The 16368-nt window shown below is 38.8% G+C and carries 19 protein-coding genes; 12 read left to right on the top strand and 7 right to left on the bottom strand.

All coding sequences use genetic code 11. The features are described 5' to 3' along the window. Nucleotides 1-26: 26 nt before the first annotated feature. From AC5YDM_RS08295 to pabC, 4 genes are all read right to left on the bottom strand, one after another. On the bottom strand, nt 27-446 hold the full coding sequence (locus AC5YDM_RS08295) for a PaaI family thioesterase (protein WP_496151647.1): 420 nt from the start codon (nt 444-446) through the stop codon (nt 27-29). Between the two features lie 183 nt (nt 447-629). Next, nucleotides 630-1235 carry a dTMP kinase gene (gene tmk / locus AC5YDM_RS08290; RefSeq protein WP_496151646.1) on the bottom strand — a complete coding sequence of 202 codons (606 nt, stop codon included), beginning with the start codon at nt 1233-1235 and terminating at the stop codon, nt 630-632. Nucleotides 1236-1244: 9 nt separating this feature from the next. Then, nucleotides 1245-2300, bottom strand: a complete 1056-nt coding sequence (gene mltG / locus AC5YDM_RS08285; protein WP_496151645.1) for an endolytic transglycosylase MltG — start codon at nt 2298-2300, stop codon at nt 1245-1247. After that, entirely contained in the window at nt 2287-3114 is an 828-nt protein-coding gene (gene pabC / locus AC5YDM_RS08280; RefSeq protein ID WP_496151644.1) for an aminodeoxychorismate lyase, read from the bottom strand. Before pabC ends, mltG begins: the two co-directional genes overlap by 14 nt. A 164-nt stretch (nt 3115-3278) precedes the next feature. On the opposite strand from pabC, the gene AC5YDM_RS08275 reads away from it, so the two are divergent. From AC5YDM_RS08275 to AC5YDM_RS08250, 6 genes are all read left to right on the top strand, one after another. Next, on the top strand, nt 3279-4283 hold the full coding sequence (locus AC5YDM_RS08275) for a sulfate ABC transporter substrate-binding protein (RefSeq protein WP_496151643.1): 1005 nt from the start codon (nt 3279-3281) through the stop codon (nt 4281-4283). A gap of 45 nt (nt 4284-4328) precedes the next feature. Beyond that, a complete protein-coding gene (locus tag AC5YDM_RS08270; RefSeq protein WP_496151642.1) occupies nt 4329-4931 on the top strand; it encodes an alpha/beta hydrolase in 603 nt (200 codons plus the stop codon). A gap of 80 nt (nt 4932-5011) precedes the next feature. Beyond that, nucleotides 5012-5845 carry a sulfate ABC transporter permease subunit CysT gene (gene cysT, locus AC5YDM_RS08265; protein ID WP_496126052.1) on the top strand — a complete coding sequence of 278 codons (834 nt, stop codon included), beginning with the start codon at nt 5012-5014 and terminating at the stop codon, nt 5843-5845. After that, nucleotides 5842-6735, top strand: a complete 894-nt coding sequence (gene cysW / locus AC5YDM_RS08260) for a sulfate ABC transporter permease subunit CysW (RefSeq protein WP_496151641.1) — start codon at nt 5842-5844, stop codon at nt 6733-6735. The genes cysT and cysW overlap by 4 nt, the downstream gene beginning before the upstream one ends. Before the next feature lie 11 nt (nt 6736-6746). Further along, entirely contained in the window at nt 6747-7808 is a 1062-nt protein-coding gene (locus tag AC5YDM_RS08255; RefSeq protein ID WP_496151640.1) for a sulfate/molybdate ABC transporter ATP-binding protein, read from the top strand. Between the two features lie 53 nt (nt 7809-7861). Then, on the top strand, nt 7862-8791 hold the full coding sequence (locus tag AC5YDM_RS08250) for a CysB family HTH-type transcriptional regulator (RefSeq protein WP_496151639.1): 930 nt from the start codon (nt 7862-7864) through the stop codon (nt 8789-8791). Between the two features lie 145 nt (nt 8792-8936). Here AC5YDM_RS08250 and carO read toward each other — a convergent pair whose 3' ends face one another. Continuing rightward, nucleotides 8937-9683 carry an ornithine uptake porin CarO gene (gene carO, locus AC5YDM_RS08245; protein ID WP_496151638.1) on the bottom strand — a complete coding sequence of 249 codons (747 nt, stop codon included), beginning with the start codon at nt 9681-9683 and terminating at the stop codon, nt 8937-8939. 306 nt (nt 9684-9989) lie between these two features. Between carO and dapD the strand changes: the two genes are divergently transcribed. Continuing rightward, on the top strand, nt 9990-10811 hold the full coding sequence (dapD, locus tag AC5YDM_RS08240) for a 2,3,4,5-tetrahydropyridine-2,6-dicarboxylate N-succinyltransferase (RefSeq protein WP_496151637.1): 822 nt from the start codon (nt 9990-9992) through the stop codon (nt 10809-10811). 98 nt (nt 10812-10909) lie between these two features. Beyond that, nucleotides 10910-11620 carry a 7-carboxy-7-deazaguanine synthase QueE gene (gene queE / locus AC5YDM_RS08235; RefSeq protein ID WP_496151636.1) on the top strand — a complete coding sequence of 237 codons (711 nt, stop codon included), beginning with the start codon at nt 10910-10912 and terminating at the stop codon, nt 11618-11620. A 129-nt stretch (nt 11621-11749) separates the two neighbouring features. Here queE and filA read toward each other — a convergent pair whose 3' ends face one another. Continuing rightward, nucleotides 11750-12625, bottom strand: a complete 876-nt coding sequence (gene filA / locus AC5YDM_RS08230) for a putative pilus system protein FilA (protein WP_496151635.1) — start codon at nt 12623-12625, stop codon at nt 11750-11752. Between the two features lie 219 nt (nt 12626-12844). Here filA and queC point away from each other — a divergent pair, with 219 nt between their 5' ends. From queC to AC5YDM_RS08215, 3 genes are all read left to right on the top strand, one after another. Continuing rightward, nucleotides 12845-13516 carry a 7-cyano-7-deazaguanine synthase QueC gene (gene queC, locus AC5YDM_RS08225; protein ID WP_496151634.1) on the top strand — a complete coding sequence of 224 codons (672 nt, stop codon included), beginning with the start codon at nt 12845-12847 and terminating at the stop codon, nt 13514-13516. 17 nt (nt 13517-13533) lie between these two features. Further along, nucleotides 13534-13941, top strand: coding sequence for a hypothetical protein (locus AC5YDM_RS08220; protein ID WP_496151633.1), 408 nt, complete (start codon nt 13534-13536; stop codon nt 13939-13941). A 167-nt stretch (nt 13942-14108) separates the two neighbouring features. After that, nucleotides 14109-14564 carry a peroxiredoxin gene (locus AC5YDM_RS08215; protein ID WP_496151632.1) on the top strand — a complete coding sequence of 152 codons (456 nt, stop codon included), beginning with the start codon at nt 14109-14111 and terminating at the stop codon, nt 14562-14564. Nucleotides 14565-14689: 125 nt separating this feature from the next. Here the strand turns inward: AC5YDM_RS08215 and AC5YDM_RS08210 are convergent, their stop codons facing one another. Beyond that, a complete protein-coding gene (locus AC5YDM_RS08210; protein WP_496151713.1) occupies nt 14690-15340 on the bottom strand; it encodes a LysE/ArgO family amino acid transporter in 651 nt (216 codons plus the stop codon). A 104-nt stretch (nt 15341-15444) separates the two neighbouring features. On the opposite strand from AC5YDM_RS08210, the gene AC5YDM_RS08205 reads away from it, so the two are divergent. Next, nucleotides 15445-16356 carry a LysR family transcriptional regulator ArgP gene (locus tag AC5YDM_RS08205; protein WP_496151631.1) on the top strand — a complete coding sequence of 304 codons (912 nt, stop codon included), beginning with the start codon at nt 15445-15447 and terminating at the stop codon, nt 16354-16356. Nucleotides 16357-16368: the final 12 nt, after the last annotated feature.

Below are 16368 nucleotides of genomic sequence, written 5' to 3'. Positions count from 1 at the left end.
AAGACTTTGACCAGCCTGAGCTAAAATCATGCTCTCTGCGGAGGAATAGAATAAGTCCCCGTTACATGAGCAATCGGTTCATCTGAATCAACTGAATATAAATAGACTTCACCCACGATGAGAACTTTACCTACTTTCATCAACTTGCATACGCCACGTAGATTTTTTCCACCAGAAGGCTTTCTTAAAAAGTTGATATTCATATTGGTCGTGACTGTTAATCCTACAATTCCAATTTCACCTAAAATTGCAATATAAAGACCATAATCTGCTGCAGTCATCATGGTTGGTCCAGACACCGTACCACCGGGTCTTAGGTCATTCTCATCGACATGAAAAATGACAGTCGCCCCTTTATCAACTACAGACTCAATTTCACATTTGACTAAACTTTGAGGAAATTCACGCTCTAAAAATTCCAAAATTTCTGCTTTATTACTTTTCATCGTTATTGCTCTTCATCCTGAATCTTTATTTATTATCCACTGTAATATAAAGATATTCAGGATGAAGTGCATTAACTGAAGTCATCAAAATCTAATCATTTTGGATAATTTTGATTTTTGACAATAAACAATGATCAGTCAATATCACTTCTCAACATGGAAAATGCTATTCCTTTAGCTTATTCATTTGACACTTAAATAACTCAGTGCAAGATCGAATACTTGTTCAGGTGTTTGAGTCGCATCAATACGTTTCATTCGTTCAGGCTGAGCTTGGTAGAGTTCCTGAAAACCAGACCGTACTTTCTCAAAAAATGCGACTTTCTCTTGCTCAAAACGATCTAAGGCCCCACGTTCACGCGCACGTAACATACCTGTTTCGATCGGCGCATCTAGCCAAAACGTTATATCTGGCATTTTCGCCACGAAGTTTTGATTTAAAAGTTCAAGCTTGTCACGACTCAAGCCACGCCCTGCGCACTGATAAGCAAAGCTTGAGTCGGTAAAACGATCACAAAGCACCATTTTCCCCTGTGCTAACGCAGGAAGAATCACTTGTTGTAAATGTTGAGCACGTGCGGCATACATCAACAACAATTCAGTGTCATTCGACATTTTTTCATTGTGATTGACAGACAACAACAGTGAACGAATTTGTTCCGCTAAAGGCGTACCACCCGGCTCACGAGTCAACACAACCTCTTGACCATGAGCTTGAAAATGTTCAAATAACTTACGAATAAGTGTTGTTTTACCTACACCTTCAGTGCCTTCGAAACTAATAAACATTCACTATCCTTAATTTTTAGAACGGATCACCGACAAGTATTCTTGAACGGCACGGTTATGATCTTGTAAATTCGAGCTAAATTTATGACCACCATTACCTGTTGCGACAAAGTAAATTTGATCTGAGCTGTCTGGATGCATTGCAGCTTCAATGGCTTTTGAACTTGGCAACGCGATTGGCGTAGGAGGCAATCCATAGATGGTATATGTATTATATGCCGTCGGTGTACGTAAATCTTTACGTGTAATATTACCCTTATACGCATCGCCCATACCGTAAATCACGGTCGGATCAGTTTGTAAGCGCATGCCCATTTTCAGACGACGAACAAATACACCTGAGACTTGTTCAAGCTCACTATCGACACTAGTCTCTCTTTCAATGATCGAAGCCATAATCAAAGCTTCATACTTATCTTTATACGGTAAATCTGATGCACGTTTTTCCCAAGCTGCATCTAAAGCTTTCATTTGGCGCTGATAAAGATTGGTCAAAATTTTACGGTCAGTCTCACCTTTAGCAAAGAAATAGGTATCAGGTGCAAATAATCCTTCAGGATGTTGAAAAGGAATATTCAATTCTTTCAGCATCTCAGCATAAGGTAAATGTGCCACCTCTTTGGTTACGAGATCATCCTTCTTTAAGCTTTCAATAAGTTGCTTAAAGTTAGTTCCTTCAATCACCAATATACGATTCATCTGCGCATTATCTGCATCGGCAAACAGATCCAAAACCTGACGAACACTCATCCCTTCTGTCACTTCATAGACACCCGCTTTCATGGTGTCATGAATCATGAACTTTTGATAAATTTTAAGGATAATTGGAAAGCTAACCTTATCTTCTTTCGCAAGACGATCAATAAATCCTGAATATGTGTCTCCATCACCAATAGCGATCATTTGCTTTTGACCTTCAACGGGATAATTTTTGAATAGACTTGACCACAAAACAGTGATCAAAATCAGGACTAACCCGACCAACACCACCAAGAGCCCTTTAAAACGTTGAGGAGATGATTGATTTTTATTTTTTATTTTAGAATTTACTTTAGGCTTGGACATAGTCGTGCAACTGATTCAACTGAAGAAGATTAAAAAGCTCAACACAAGGCTGAACATCTAGGAAAGTATCATTAAATTGATGGACAGCTTTCATCGGACTTAAAGCATTACAGAAAAATAAGCTTTCGATTTGATCAATCTCATCAAAATCTACATAACGCTGAACACAAGACATATTGAGCTGTTGCATGCGGTTTAAAATAAATGCGCGCATTACACCATGCACGCCATTATAACGAAGTTCTGGCGTAATCCATGTATTGTTTATCTTAAAGAAGCAATTACTGCTCACTCCTTCAACAACCCCACCTTGAACATCTGTAACCAAAGCTTCAACCCATGAATGTTGATCGGCTTCTTGTTTAAGTAAGACTTGCTCAAGACGATTTAAACTTTTAATGCCGACTAAATTTGGCATTTGCAAACCCATCGCCAAATTAAGCATACCACTTTGAATTGTTTCAATCTGAAATAGCGCTAGATGCTGCGGATAGTAGAGCACATAGAGGTCAGCAGGATGATCAGGCAAACTATAACCTCGTTGCCCTAGGCCACGACTAATGATGATTTTCAACGTGCCATTTAAAACGCCATGATTTTGACGTAAATACGCCAAACTTGATTCAATTTGACCTAAGTCAATCTTTAGACTTAACCGTTCAGCGGAATTTTTGAGTCGTGCATAATGCAAATCCTCCAACTCAAAATGACCTTTAAATAGTCGTGCAGTACTGAAGCAACCATCTCCATAATGAAAAGCACGGTCTAGAACATCAATTGAATGCACAATCTCAGCATTTCTTAAACAAATCATAGCGCAATGCCCTATTGGATGAGTCAGATAGAGTGACACATTAACCGATTCACTTATCTCTTTTATTCATATAAAATTCATTTTTTATTATTTTTTATGGATAAAGAGAAAAGATATTCTGCACGCATGTTACCAAACTTACAAAATTTTTCAGGATTATATACATGCGATTATCAAAATTAAAACTCGGATTGCTTATTGCTCTTGTTTCAACATCTTCGGCTGTTTCAGCCGCACGTGATTTATTAAACGTTTCTTATGACCCGACTCGTGAACTTTATGTTGAAGTGAATAAAGAATTCGGTGCTTATTGGAAAAGTCGCACAGGACAAGATGTGAACTTCCGTCAATCGCATGGTGGTTCTGGAAAACAAGCACGTTCAGTGATTGATGGTTTAAATGCTGATGTAGTGACATTAGCTTTGGCGGCTGATATTGATGCTATTGCAGAAAAAACCACACTATTACCAAAAGATTGGCAAAAGAAATTTCCAAACAACTCTACTCCATATACCTCTACTATCGTTTTCCTCGTGCGTAAAGGCAATCCTAAAGGCATTAAAGATTGGGGTGACTTGGTGAAACCTGGTGTTGAAATTGTTACACCAAATCCAAAAACTTCAGGTGGCGCACGTTGGAACTACCTTGCTGCATGGGCTTGGGCAAAACATCAACCGGGCGGTAATGATGCTAAAGCACAACAATTTGTTCAGAACGTTTATAAACACACCAAAGTACTAGATTCTGGTGCACGTGGTTCGACAACGACATTTGCTGAACGCGGTATTGGTGATGTTCTTTTAGCTTGGGAAAATGAGGCTCATTTAGCGATTCGTGAACAACCCGGTAAATTTGAAATTATCACACCGAGTCTTTCTATCCTTGCTGAGCCTCCTGTTGCAATTGTAGAGAAAAATGCCGAGAAATCTGGCAACAAACACTTAGCAACAGGCTATTTAAATTTCCTTTACTCACCTAAAGGTCAAAACATTGCGGCGAAAAACTTCTATCGTCCACGTAATCAAACTATCTTAAGCAAATATTCAGTATTTAAGCCTTTAAAATTAGTGACGATTGATCAAGAGTTTGGTGGCTGGGCGAAAGTACAAAAAGCGCACTTTGAAAATGGCGGTGTATTTGATCAAATCACCAAGGCTAATGCGAAGTAATCGTTAAGAAATTCAAGACATTTTTAGAACACGGGAGTGAACAACATGCATACAGTTATTGTTCCAGGCGTAGGTGGTAGTGATTACGACCATTGGCAATCATGGCTACAACGCCAATTGATGTGTTGCTCTCGTGTTCAACAACAAGATTGGAATGCACCTGTATTACATCAATGGGTCAAGAATTTTGTGGAAACTGTTGCTGCTGTGGAAGGTGCAGTTCAAATTGTCGCACACAGTTTCGGTTGCCTAACCACTGTAGCTGCGCTTGATCAGCATCCTGAATTGGCAAAAAAAATTAAAAAACTGATTTTGGTTGCACCTGCCAATCCAGCTCGCTTTGGTGATCAAGGGTTTGCTCGAAATAGTCACAATGATTACGCAGCATATTTTCATCAAATTAAATTGAAAATACCCACTGAAATGATCATCAGTGAAAATGACCCATGGTTAAGTTTTGAAGATGCGAAAAAGTTAGCCCATTCTTGGCAAGTACGTCCGACGAATATTGGTGCTGTAGGTCACATCAACGTTGCTTCGGGTTTTGGTCCTTTTCCTGAAATTTACGACTACATGTTTTCAGAAAAGCTAAACACGCTTATAAGCAATACTGATGACAAGAAGTTGTATTACAAATTTGCAATCTAAGCTTTGCATTTTATCCTTAGCAAGATTTTACATTATTTAGCTTACTGAATTCAGTGAGCATCTCTCTTTGAGGAGTCGTCATGTCGCAGCGATCCCGAGTGCTGCCAGGATTTGGTCTATCTCTAGGCTTTACCCTCGCATATTTGTCATTAATTGTTCTTATTCCTTTATCTGCTGTATTTATCAAATCCATGGGTATTGGTTGGGATGGTTTATGGGAAATTCTAAGTTCAGAACGTATTCTTAAATCTTTACAACTGAGTTTCTCTGCAGCCATTATTGCTGCATTGGTCAATGTTGTATTTGGTCTATTATTGGCGTGGTGTTTAGTACGCTACAGCTTCCCTGGCAAACGTATTGTTGATGCTTTAGTGGATTTACCTTTTGCATTGCCGACTGCGGTTGCAGGTATCGCCCTAACCTCTTTATATGCTCCAACAGGTTGGATTGGTCAATATCTTGAACCATTAGGTATCAAGGTTGCCTATTCTCCCATTGGTATTACTTTGGCGTTAATTTTTATTGGTTTGCCATTTGTGGTTCGAACCGTTCAACCCGTCCTTGCAGACTTGGAAACTGAACTTGAAGAAGCCGCATCTGCACTAGGTGCTACTCGCCTTCAAATCGCAACTAAAGTGATTCTGCCTATTTTATTCCCTGCATTAATCACTGGTTTTGCTTTGGCATTTGCACGTGGTGTCGGTGAATATGGTTCGGTTATTTTCATTGCAGGCAACCAACCGTTCGAAACAGAAATTGCTCCGTTAATGATTATTTCTCGCTTAGAGGAATATGACTATGCAGGTGCAACCACAATCGCTGTTGTGATGTTGGTGCTTTCATTCTTTATTCTGTTTTTGATTAACTTGCTACAAGCATGGGCAAGCCGTCGTACAGGGAGAACTGCACAATGAGCTTAAATACCAATAGTAATGCTTTAGCTGAAAAATTACAGTCTCGCGATGCAACACGTGAACCAACATGGGTTCGTTATACGCTAATCACGATTGCTTTAATTTTCTTCTTAAGTTGCTTAATTCTGCCTTTGATTTTAGTTTTTGTAGAAGCATTTAAACAAGGTGTAGGCGTTTACGCTCAAGCATTGGTTCATCCTGATACTTTATCAGCAGTGAAGCTAACGCTTTTAACGGCAGCCATTGCAGTGCCTCTAAACGTGGTGTTTGGTGTTGCCGCTGCATGGTCTGTTGCTAAATTTAACTTCCGTGGTAAGTCGATCCTGACCACCATTATTGATATGCCATTCTCTGTATCACCTGTCATTGCAGGTTTGATGTTGGTCTTGATGTTTGGTACACAAGGTTGGTTTGGCGGTTGGCTCATGGACAACGACATCAAAATTTTGTATGCCGTTCCAGCCATTGTTTTAGCAACCATCTTTATTACTGTTCCTTTTGTCGCACGTGAGTTAATCCCACTGATGGAAGCGCAAGGAACCGAAGAAGAAGAAGCTGCAATCGTATTAGGCGCTTCTGGTTGGCAAACCTTTTGGAAAGTAACCCTTCCAAATATTAAATGGGGTTTAATTTATGGTGTGATTCTTTGTAATGCACGCGCAATGGGTGAATTCGGCGCTGTATCGGTGGTCTCTGGTCACATTCGAGGCGAAACCAATACCCTGCCACTGCATGTAGAGATTCTCTACAACGAATATACCTTCAGTGCTGCATTTGCTGTTTCATCACTCTTGGCATTACTCGCAATCGTTACCCTGATCCTCAAAACATGGGTTGAGATTCGCCAAGAAAACCAAAGCAAACGTAACGAAGATTCACAAGTTTCTTAAGGGATGACCTCATGAGTATTCAAGTAAAAAATATTGAAAAACACTTTGGTGCATTCCAAGCACTAAATAACATCTCTCTCGATTTTCCAGATGGTCAATTGGTTGCATTATTAGGACCTTCTGGCTGTGGTAAAACCACACTACTTCGTATCATTGCAGGTTTAGAATCTGCAGATGGTGGTCAAGTGATTCTAGAGGGCGAAGACTCAACCAATGTGCACGTTCGTGAACGTCAAGTTGGCTTTGTATTCCAGCATTATGCTTTATTCCGTCATATGACTGTTTTTGACAATATTGCATTTGGTCTACGTGTCCGTCCGCGTGCAACACGACCTTCTGAATCTGAAATTAAAAAACGCGTAACCCGCCTTTTAGACTTGGTTCAATTGGGCTTCTTGGCTGATCGTTATCCTGCACAGCTTTCAGGTGGTCAACGTCAGCGTATTGCCCTTGCACGTGCTTTAGCTGTTGAACCTCGTGTATTGTTACTCGATGAACCATTTGGCGCATTAGATGCAAAAGTTCGTAAAGAATTACGTCGTTGGTTACGTACTTTGCATGATGAACTGCACATCACTTCAATTTTCGTGACACATGATCAGGAAGAAGCGCTCGAAGTTGCTGATCAGATCATCGTAATGAATAAAGGAAATGTTGAGCAGATTGGTTCTCCACGTGAAGTTTATGAGAAACCTGCGACTCCATTTGTATTTGACTTCTTAGGTCAAGCAAATCGCTTTGAAGGTCAAAACCACAATGGCATTATTCAAATCGGTGAAGATCGCATTCAAGTGCCACAAGCTAAAGACTCTCCACAAGGTGACGTGATTGCTTTTGTTCGTCCAGATGAGCTGACCATTCATGCTCAACCGACAGAAAATGCATTCCAAGCAACATTCCTACGTGAAGTCTGGATTGCAGGAAAAGTGGTTGCTGAATTACAAAGCCGTCAAGGTAATCTTATTGAAATTTCACTGACACCAGACGAAGCAAAACGCCATCAATTCCGTCCGAATCAAACGGTTTGGTTAAGCACCAATACATTGCATCTATTTGCAAATCAAGTGGCTTAACACATTGTAAAATGGGGCGTTAAACTGCCCCATCCTTTTAAGGATAGAAAAATATGAATTTCCAACAATTAAGAATTATTCGAGAAACTGTTAGACAGAATTTTAATTTGACCGAAGCATCTGCTGCACTCTATACCTCTCAATCGGGTGTCAGTAAGCATATTAAAGATTTAGAGGATGAGCTTGGCGTACAGCTTTTTATTCGTAAAGGTAAACGTTTACTTGGCTTAACTGAACCTGGTCAATCACTTTTAGGCATTGTTGAACGCATGTTGGTGGACGCAGACAATATTAAACGTCTTGCAGATGACTTTAATCGCGTTGATGAAGGGACCCTTACCATTGCGACAACACATACCCAAGCGCGTTACGTTTTACCGCCAATCGTAAATTCATTCAAAAAACTCTTTCCTAAAGTTCATTTGATTTTACAGCAAGCCAGTCCTGTTGAAATTTCGGAAATGTTGCTTACTGGTTCAGCTGATATAGGTATTGCAACAGAATCATTAACCACTGAAGACAATTTAGCCAGTGTACCTTTCTATAATTGGAAACATTGCATCATTACTCCACAAAACCATCCATTGGCACAAATCAATCCACGTGAAATCACATTAGAACGTTTGGCTGAACATCCAATTATTACCTATCACGGCGGTTTTACAGGACGTTCTAAAATTGATAAAGCCTTTGAGGAAGCAGATTTAGATGTAGATTTGGTGATGTCTGCGCTTGATGCCGACGTTATTAAAACTTATGTCGAATTGGGCATGGGGCTCGGAATCGTCAATGATGTTGCATATGACACTGAACGTGATCATCGTTTAAAACAAATCCATACGGATCTATTTGGTGTAAATACCACTTGGATTGCCGTTCGTAAAGGACATTTACTCCGTGGCTACGGTTATGAGTTTATTTCACTCTGTGCACCAAGTGCAGATATTAAAGCGTTGAAGAAAATCGCATATCCAGATGATTAATACCTAAATTAAATAATGATTAAAGAGGAGCTTTGGCTCCTTTTTATTTAATTAAATCGACAAACTTTATCAATCCACTAAGTAAATTTGAGTATAATTACAATAAAAAAAACGAGCCGAAGCTCGTTTTTTTTATTTGGATCAATTAGAAGTGGAAGCTTACGCCCACTTTACCAACTGGAAGCCATTCATGTTTATCATCATTACGGATTTTATTTTCTTCAGTTTCGATATTGTCTACTAAACTTCCACGGACTGAGTTGTCTGGAGCACCACCGCTAACCAATTGAAGATTAGCCGAAGGGTTACCTGTGTAATATGCACCAACCTCACCAAAAACACCGAAGTTTTTATTGATTTTAGGAGCAAAACCAAAACCTACGTATGGTGCAAAATCATTTTTATAAGTCATTTTACCATTGATATGCGCACCATCATTTCCAGCTACGAAATCTGTATGATTGACAGAGAAACCTTCACCCGGTTTAACACGACGATCTAATTCATATTCATTGTCGATATACGCAACACCTGCAGCCATGTACAGACCTTGTGCCCAAACATTTTGGCTTGCACCCCAAGGACGAATTTCAGCATTCAAATATGCCAAATTATTATCCATATCGATGTCATACTTAGAACCATTGACTTTAATATCATCAGACCAAGAAATGTCACCACCGTTATAACCTAAAGCAAGACCCACGTATGGGTTTGCAGTCCAAAGAAGCGCACCACCGTAACCAGTAGTACCTACTTCAGCACGAACACCTGTTGGGATCAATTGGTTGGCTTCAAATACGTTACCACTTTGAACAACTTGAGTTTCAGCCATTGCTAGGCCAGAAGCTGTAAGCGCTACAGATACTGCAAGTAATTTAAACACTTTCATTTATTTCTCCTCAAGATAATGAGTTGTTCTTTAATCATTAATGTGTTTCGACTCGAAAAGAATCATAATGGATAATTCGTTCACTATTAAGTCTAAAATTGATTATTTTTTGTTATTTTTTGATACAATTATGTTCTAGTCATTGTTTTTAAAGAATTTTACAAGGTTGGCAATCAAACAACTCCCTATTTTTCCTTTTGCTTCAGAAAATCCGAATCATTATTTTGTACAGGCGTGTGATTTTTTATCTAAATTTAATGGCTTTTGCTGTAGAATCTTTAAAAATTTTTAAGGATAGAGAAGACGATGGCTCAGCTTTCAACAATCATTGAACAGGCATTTGAAGATCGCGCTAACTTTACAGCAGCTGATTGCCCTGCTGAAATCCGTCAAGCCGTAGAGGATGCTATTGCAGGATTGGATAATGGTACATTACGTGTTGCTGAAAAAATTGATGGTGAGTGGGTTGTTCATCAATGGTTAAAGAAAGCTGTATTATTGTCTTTTAAAATCAATGACAATAAGCCAATCGAATCATGTGATCTTCGTTTCTACGATAAAGTAGATACTAAATTTAATGGCTGGACTGAAGAACAGTTTAAAGCGGCTGGTGTGCGTGTAGTGCCACCTGCTGTAGCACGTAAAGGTTCTTTCCAAGCAAAAGGCGTGATTTTAATGCCTTCTTATGTAAACATTGGTGCTTATGTAGATGAAGGCTCAATGGTTGATACATGGGCAACTGTGGGTTCATGCGCACAAATTGGTAAAAATGTCCATTTATCTGGTGGCGTAGGGATTGGTGGCGTTCTTGAACCACTTCAAGCGAATCCAACAATTATTGAAGATAACTGCTTCATCGGTGCACGTTCAGAAATCGTTGAAGGTGTTGTTGTTGAAGAAGGTTCTGTGATTTCAATGGGCGTATTCATTGGTCAATCAACCAAGATTTATGACCGCGCAACTGGCGAAATCCATTATGGTCGCGTACCAGCGGGTTCTGTTGTTGTTGCAGGTAGCCTTCCATCTAAATGCGGTACTTACAGCTTATATGCTGCGATCATCGTGAAAAAAGTAGATGCTCAGACACGTTCTAAAACAAGTTTGAACGACTTATTACGCGAAGATTAAGATCACAGCGCTCAGTTAGGACTAAAATAGTCTTGCGTCTCTACGGTCAGACATGATCGTAGAGATTTTTTGTTTTTTGTATTGATGGTAATTTTATAATGAGTACTCTCCGTTCTTCTGCTATTCCTGTTACTGATCCGTCTGCGGGCTTACGTATCACGGAGATCTTTTATTCATTACAAGGTGAAGCGAATACTTTGGGTTTACCAACGGTTTTTATTCGCCTGACAGGTTGTCCACTGCGTTGTACCTATTGCGATACCACTTATTCTTTCGAAGGTGGTGAACGTCAATCTTTAGATAAAATCATTCAAACCACTTTAGATTTCAAAACACCTTATGTCTGTGTGACAGGTGGAGAACCACTGGCTCAACCAAATGCAATTCCATTGATGCAAAAATTGGCGGATTTAGGTTGTGAAGTCTCTCTAGAAACAAGTGGCGCTTTAGATGTGTCTAAAGTTGACCCACGCGTATCTAAGGTCCTTGATTTAAAGACCCCGAACTCGGGCGAAGAAAAACGTAATTTAATATCAAATCTTGAACATTTAACGCAACATGATCAGATCAAATTTGTGATTTGTAATCGTGAAGATTATGAATGGTCAAAACAACAAGTAGCTAACTATAAACTGAATGAAAAAGTCAGTACCGTTTGGTTTTCACCTGCATTCGCGATTGAGAAAGGTGCTGTTCGCTTACCACAATTAGCACGTGATCTTGCGCAGTGGATCTTAGAAGACCACATCCCTGTTCGTTTCCAGCTTCAATTGCATAAGTTATTGTGGAATGATGAGACAGGTCGTTAAGTTTTCTCGTTTAAATAGTCCTTTTTAAAATAAAAGCATCCTCATTCAATTGAAGATGCTTTTTTAATTTTCGAAATAAATGTCTTTATTTTCAATATTTCTTAAAGATCACAAACTAAAATTACGAAATTAGTGCCCCGATACTTTGATCGTCGTTCCGTTCAAATTCAGACCTCGAATCTCAATATCTCCAAAGGGTTTAGTATTTGGATTTTTCAGATCTCCAGCACTCACGCCCCAGATCATGCCATTAATACCACCTGCATCACCCAAACGATTTACTTTAAGACTAAGTCCATCTTCTTTGACAGCACCTGTAACATCGAAGTCTAAATTAGTCACACCAAAACGACCTGGTTGTGAATTTTGCAGGCTGATATATTCCATGCCTAGCGAACCACCTCCACCATGATCATTTAGCTTATAGCCTTCTATACGTAAGCCATCTTTGAAAATACCATTCATGCTCAATAAACCACCTTGTGGAGTTGAGCCTAGCTGAATATTGGTATTTAAATTCGAGATATAAACTTTCATATTGTCTAGAATTTTGGTTGGATTGGTATAACCACGCACTGCACCCACTTTTTGTTTAGATGCTCCCACCCAAATATCACCCGTATTAATCGTAAGATCTTGAGGGACACTCACACCAACATTCACGAAAGATCCATCAGCACCTTGTCCTGCATCTGTATCAATTTTAAGAATGATATTAATATTGGCTGAGCCTGACGATAAAGAAAGTGGATTAGCACTTCTACCATCAGCAGTACCAAAAATAAGCGCACCAGCTTGTTGTGTTCCACCAAGTTGAGTATTGGTTAGACCATCATTATCATGATAAATCACTTCTGCTTGAATCGGCCCAATCGGCACGATACTAATGGTAATACCATCTTGTCCTGTCAGTGATGATAACTCTTCATCTGTGAGAGATTGTATTGCCCAAGCAGGTGATGCAACACATGCTAACCCAAGAGCAAGGCAGGTCATTTTTTTCATTTTCTATCCCTAATTTTTATTGTGTAGATTGTTTGTATATTTATTACACATTGATCAATTATAGTTAATAAAAAGTGCTTTTCAATCACATTTTAAAGATTTTAATGCTAAATAATGATCTATTTTCAACTCCCTGTTTAATGCTTTGAAGCTTTCAACCAAATGCTCAAATTAAGGCTATAATAACGTTTTATTTTTCATGTTTTGTGGAGTTCTCCTATGCGTCCTCGTGCCATTGTATTGTTATCTGGTGGACTTGATTCAACAACCTGTCTCGCTTGGGCACAAGCACGTTATGAATGTATCGCGATTAGTTTTATGTATGGTCAGCGTTCTACCACTGAATTAGATGCTGCACGTGAGTTAACTCAAAAAGCGGGTGTCGAACACCGTGTGATTAATATTGATTTAGGTAACTTAGGTGGTTCAGCACTAACCGATCACAGCATCGAAGTGCCTGATCATGAACAAAGTGGCATTCCTGTAACTTATGTTCCAGCACGTAACACCATTTTCTTGTCTTATGCGCTGGCAGCTGCAGAAGTTTTTGAAGCTGAAGCGATTGTGATTGGTATCAATGCCGTTGATTATTCTGGTTATCCAGACTGTCGTCCAGAATTTATTGATGCTTTTGCGAACATGGCTCGCCTTGCAACAAAAGTCGGAGTTGAAGGAAAACCTCTTAAATTTGAAACACCTCTGTTACATTTATCCAAAGCAAATATCATTCGCTTAGGCATTGAACATGGCGTAGACTACAGTCAAACGGTGTCTTGCTATCAAGCTGACAACCTCGGTCGAGCTTGTGGAAAGTGTGACAGTTGCCGTTTACGCAAACAAGGTTTTGCCGATGCTGCTGTTGCCGATCCGACTCGTTACATTCCAGAGTAAATAGGAATTTTATACTGATGAAATCAAACATTCTTCTTTCAAGTGTTTTTGCTGCTGCAACTTTATTTTCTGCTTCAACTTTCGCGGCTCCTGCTACTGATAACCAAGCAAAATTACAATCGATTTATAAATCAAGCAACATCAAACAAGGGTTAATCAACGCTTGTGTTGAAGAGCAAAATAAATTGGGTGCTGCTAAAGTTTTATCTAAAACTGAAGTTACCCAACTTTGTAAATGTAATATTGAATCTCAAGGTCGTATGACCAATGCAGATCAATGGGAACTTCAAAGTGCTCAAAATGCAAAAGATAAAAACAAATATGTTGCCTTGATGCAAAAATTTGGTAAATCTGAGCAACCTAAAGTTAAAGCATGTTTAGGTACTGCACTTGATACTAAACTTGCAGGCATGCAAAAGAAATAATTGGTTTCTACAGAAAATAAAGCCACCTATCGAGTGGCTTTATTTTTATTTAAATTTTATCAAAAGTTGTGCTTTCAATCGCCAAATTCAAAGATTCACTTTAAGGCATTCAATTTTTAGTTGGCATAATTCCGATATACTTATTTAAAACATACAGAGATTATTTCATGACTGACATCACTCTTCCCAATCAAACATTCCCAACGACTCAAGGTGAGGTGAATCTTGCTGAGTCAAATGCGGAATGGCTCATTGTTTATTTTTATCCTAAGGACTCAACACCTGGTTGTACCACACAGGCTGTAGGTTTTTCATGTTTAAAAGACCAGTTTGATGCCTTAAATACCACAATCTATGGGGTTTCTCGTGATTCAGTGAAAGCACATCAAAACTTTACTGAAAAACAAGCCCTTACTATTGATTTGATTAGCGATAAAGAGGAAGTGTTATGTCAGCACTTTGATGTCATCAAAGAAAAGAATATGTATGGCAAGAAAGTCATGGGCATTGAGCGTTCAACATTCATTTTTCATAACGGCAAGCTTGTTAAAGAATACCGTAAAGTGAAAGCAGCAGGTCATGCTGAACAAGTACTAGAAGATCTAAAGGCACTTCAGGCTTAATATAAGCTTGTATCAAGTGATGTAAGCTAAGTATTCACTCATAATTTTAGTCAGCTTACATCGCTTAACATTCTTTGATTTATTTGATATAGATTGAAGAAAACAAATTTTAGATCAGATCAAAGTCAAACTGACAATAATAAACTGATCGCGATAGACCACATGATGATGCCAATCAAGGTATCTAATATTTTCCATGCTTTTTCATTTTGAAAAAAGGGAATCAGAAACTTCGTTGCATAACCTAAGCTAAAAAAGAACAACCAAGATGAACACACTGCACCGAATGCAAACCACCATTTGTTGACATCATATTGAGTTGATATCGAGCCGACTAGAACCACAGTATCTAAATACACATGCGGATTCAGCCATGTGAAAGCCAAACATAACGCGATGACTTTCAACAAATGATCTGGATGAGCTTCTGTTAATGAGAGTGATTTTTGATGTTTAAACGCACTATAGAAATGTTGAGCACCATAAATGATTAGAAATAGTGCTCCAAAGTATTTTGAGACTTCAACTACTTGTGGATAGTGTTGAATAACTTGGGCAAAACCAGCCACTCCCAATATAATGAGTAATGAATCTGAAAATGCACATATCGTACAAATTAAAAAAACATAATGTTGTTTTAATCCCTGTTTCAAGATAAAGGCATTCTGTGCCCCAATCGCAACAATTAAACTCAAGCCAATTAAAAAACCACTCATTACAGCATGAAGTTCAGCACCTCGAAGCTGCTCTAGTATTACTTTTAAAAAATCCAACATTGCCTTGTACCCATCTGCGAATGGGCTCATTATTCTCGAAAATTCTTTTAAATCATTAAAACTAAGTTAATATCAACCTACCTAAAATAAATTTAGTTAGCTAAATGTTGAATCATAAACAAACTGAAGCTTTTTTTGCTGTTGCTCAAACTGGAAGTTTTGATTTGGCAGCTCATGTACTGAATATCACAGCATCAGCCGTGACCTTAAGGGTACAACAACTTGAAAAACAACTTGGACATTTATTATTGGTTCGAGACCGCCCCTGTCGAACCACCCAAGCAGGTGAAACTTTAGTCCATTATTTACAACATCAAAAGTTATTAGAACAAAGCCTTTTTCAAGACTTAGGTGGTCAAAACCTTGAGCATGATTTCTTTCAACTTAACATTGCGACTAATGCAGACTCTTTGGCTTCATGGCTACTCCCCTGTATCCAAGACAGTTTGAAACAGCATCGCATTACCCTACATTTCCATGTTGATGATCAATCTCAAACACATCACTTATTAGAAGCGGGTCGTGTCAATGCTTGCTTAACCACACAAGCAGACCCCATAAAAGGTTGTATCGCTGAATATTTAGGAGATATGCGTTATCACCTGTTGGCAACACCACAATATATACAAAAATGGTTTCCACAAGGCTGTGATCGTGAAAGTCTAAGACAAGCTCCTGCCGTGATTTTCAACGAAAAGGATCGCTTACATACAGACTTTATATTGGAAAACTTTGGGCTCTATTCAAATCAGTATCCTCATCATGCCATTCCCTCTTATAGCGCTTTTTATGATGCTATTTATGCAGGTTTAGGTTTTGGCTGGGTGCCTGAATTCCAAGCACGTGTAGCACTTGAACATGGTCAATTGATCCACGTACTGCAAAACACTACGCTCAATATCAGTTTGTATTGGCATCACTGGAAACAACAGTCACCTCAATTAAAGCTACTTACAGAAATTTTAAAAGATACGGCTCAACAAAATATGAATGCTATCTTTTCAAATCACTTGTAACGATTTTTAAAT

The organism is Acinetobacter sp. CY81 (genome assembly GCF_059515925.1).
Note: the sequence above shows the minus strand (reverse complement) of the source record. Positions and strands in the feature narration are given on the sequence as shown.

Bases quoted from the DNA above. Each gene is read 5' to 3' on its own strand.
- filA (WP_496151635.1), bottom strand. From the start codon at position 12,625: ATGAAAAAAATGACCTGCCTTGCTCTTGGGTTAGCATGTGTTGCATCA.
- AC5YDM_RS08250 (WP_496151639.1), top strand. From the start codon at position 7,862: ATGAATTTCCAACAATTAAGAATTATTCGAGAAACTGTTAGACAGAAT.
- AC5YDM_RS08210 (WP_496151713.1), bottom strand. From the start codon at position 15,340: ATGTTGGATTTTTTAAAAGTAATACTAGAGCAGCTTCGAGGTGCTGAA.
- queE (WP_496151636.1), top strand. From the start codon at position 10,910: ATGAGTACTCTCCGTTCTTCTGCTATTCCTGTTACTGATCCGTCTGCG.
- AC5YDM_RS08270 (WP_496151642.1), top strand. From the start codon at position 4,329: ATGCATACAGTTATTGTTCCAGGCGTAGGTGGTAGTGATTACGACCAT.
- mltG (WP_496151645.1), bottom strand. From the start codon at position 2,300: ATGTCCAAGCCTAAAGTAAATTCTAAAATAAAAAATAAAAATCAATCA.
- AC5YDM_RS08205 (WP_496151631.1), top strand. From the start codon at position 15,445: ATGTTGAATCATAAACAAACTGAAGCTTTTTTTGCTGTTGCTCAAACT.
- cysT (WP_496126052.1), top strand. From the start codon at position 5,012: ATGTCGCAGCGATCCCGAGTGCTGCCAGGATTTGGTCTATCTCTAGGC.
- AC5YDM_RS08275 (WP_496151643.1), top strand. From the start codon at position 3,279: ATGCGATTATCAAAATTAAAACTCGGATTGCTTATTGCTCTTGTTTCA.
- AC5YDM_RS08295 (WP_496151647.1), bottom strand. From the start codon at position 446: ATGAAAAGTAATAAAGCAGAAATTTTGGAATTTTTAGAGCGTGAATTT.
- queC (WP_496151634.1), top strand. From the start codon at position 12,845: ATGCGTCCTCGTGCCATTGTATTGTTATCTGGTGGACTTGATTCAACA.
- AC5YDM_RS08220 (WP_496151633.1), top strand. From the start codon at position 13,534: ATGAAATCAAACATTCTTCTTTCAAGTGTTTTTGCTGCTGCAACTTTA.
- carO (WP_496151638.1), bottom strand. From the start codon at position 9,683: ATGAAAGTGTTTAAATTACTTGCAGTATCTGTAGCGCTTACAGCTTCT.
- AC5YDM_RS08255 (WP_496151640.1), top strand. From the start codon at position 6,747: ATGAGTATTCAAGTAAAAAATATTGAAAAACACTTTGGTGCATTCCAA.
- cysW (WP_496151641.1), top strand. From the start codon at position 5,842: ATGAGCTTAAATACCAATAGTAATGCTTTAGCTGAAAAATTACAGTCT.
- dapD (WP_496151637.1), top strand. From the start codon at position 9,990: ATGGCTCAGCTTTCAACAATCATTGAACAGGCATTTGAAGATCGCGCT.
- AC5YDM_RS08215 (WP_496151632.1), top strand. From the start codon at position 14,109: ATGACTGACATCACTCTTCCCAATCAAACATTCCCAACGACTCAAGGT.
- tmk (WP_496151646.1), bottom strand. From the start codon at position 1,235: ATGTTTATTAGTTTCGAAGGCACTGAAGGTGTAGGTAAAACAACACTT.
- pabC (WP_496151644.1), bottom strand. From the start codon at position 3,114: ATGATTTGTTTAAGAAATGCTGAGATTGTGCATTCAATTGATGTTCTA.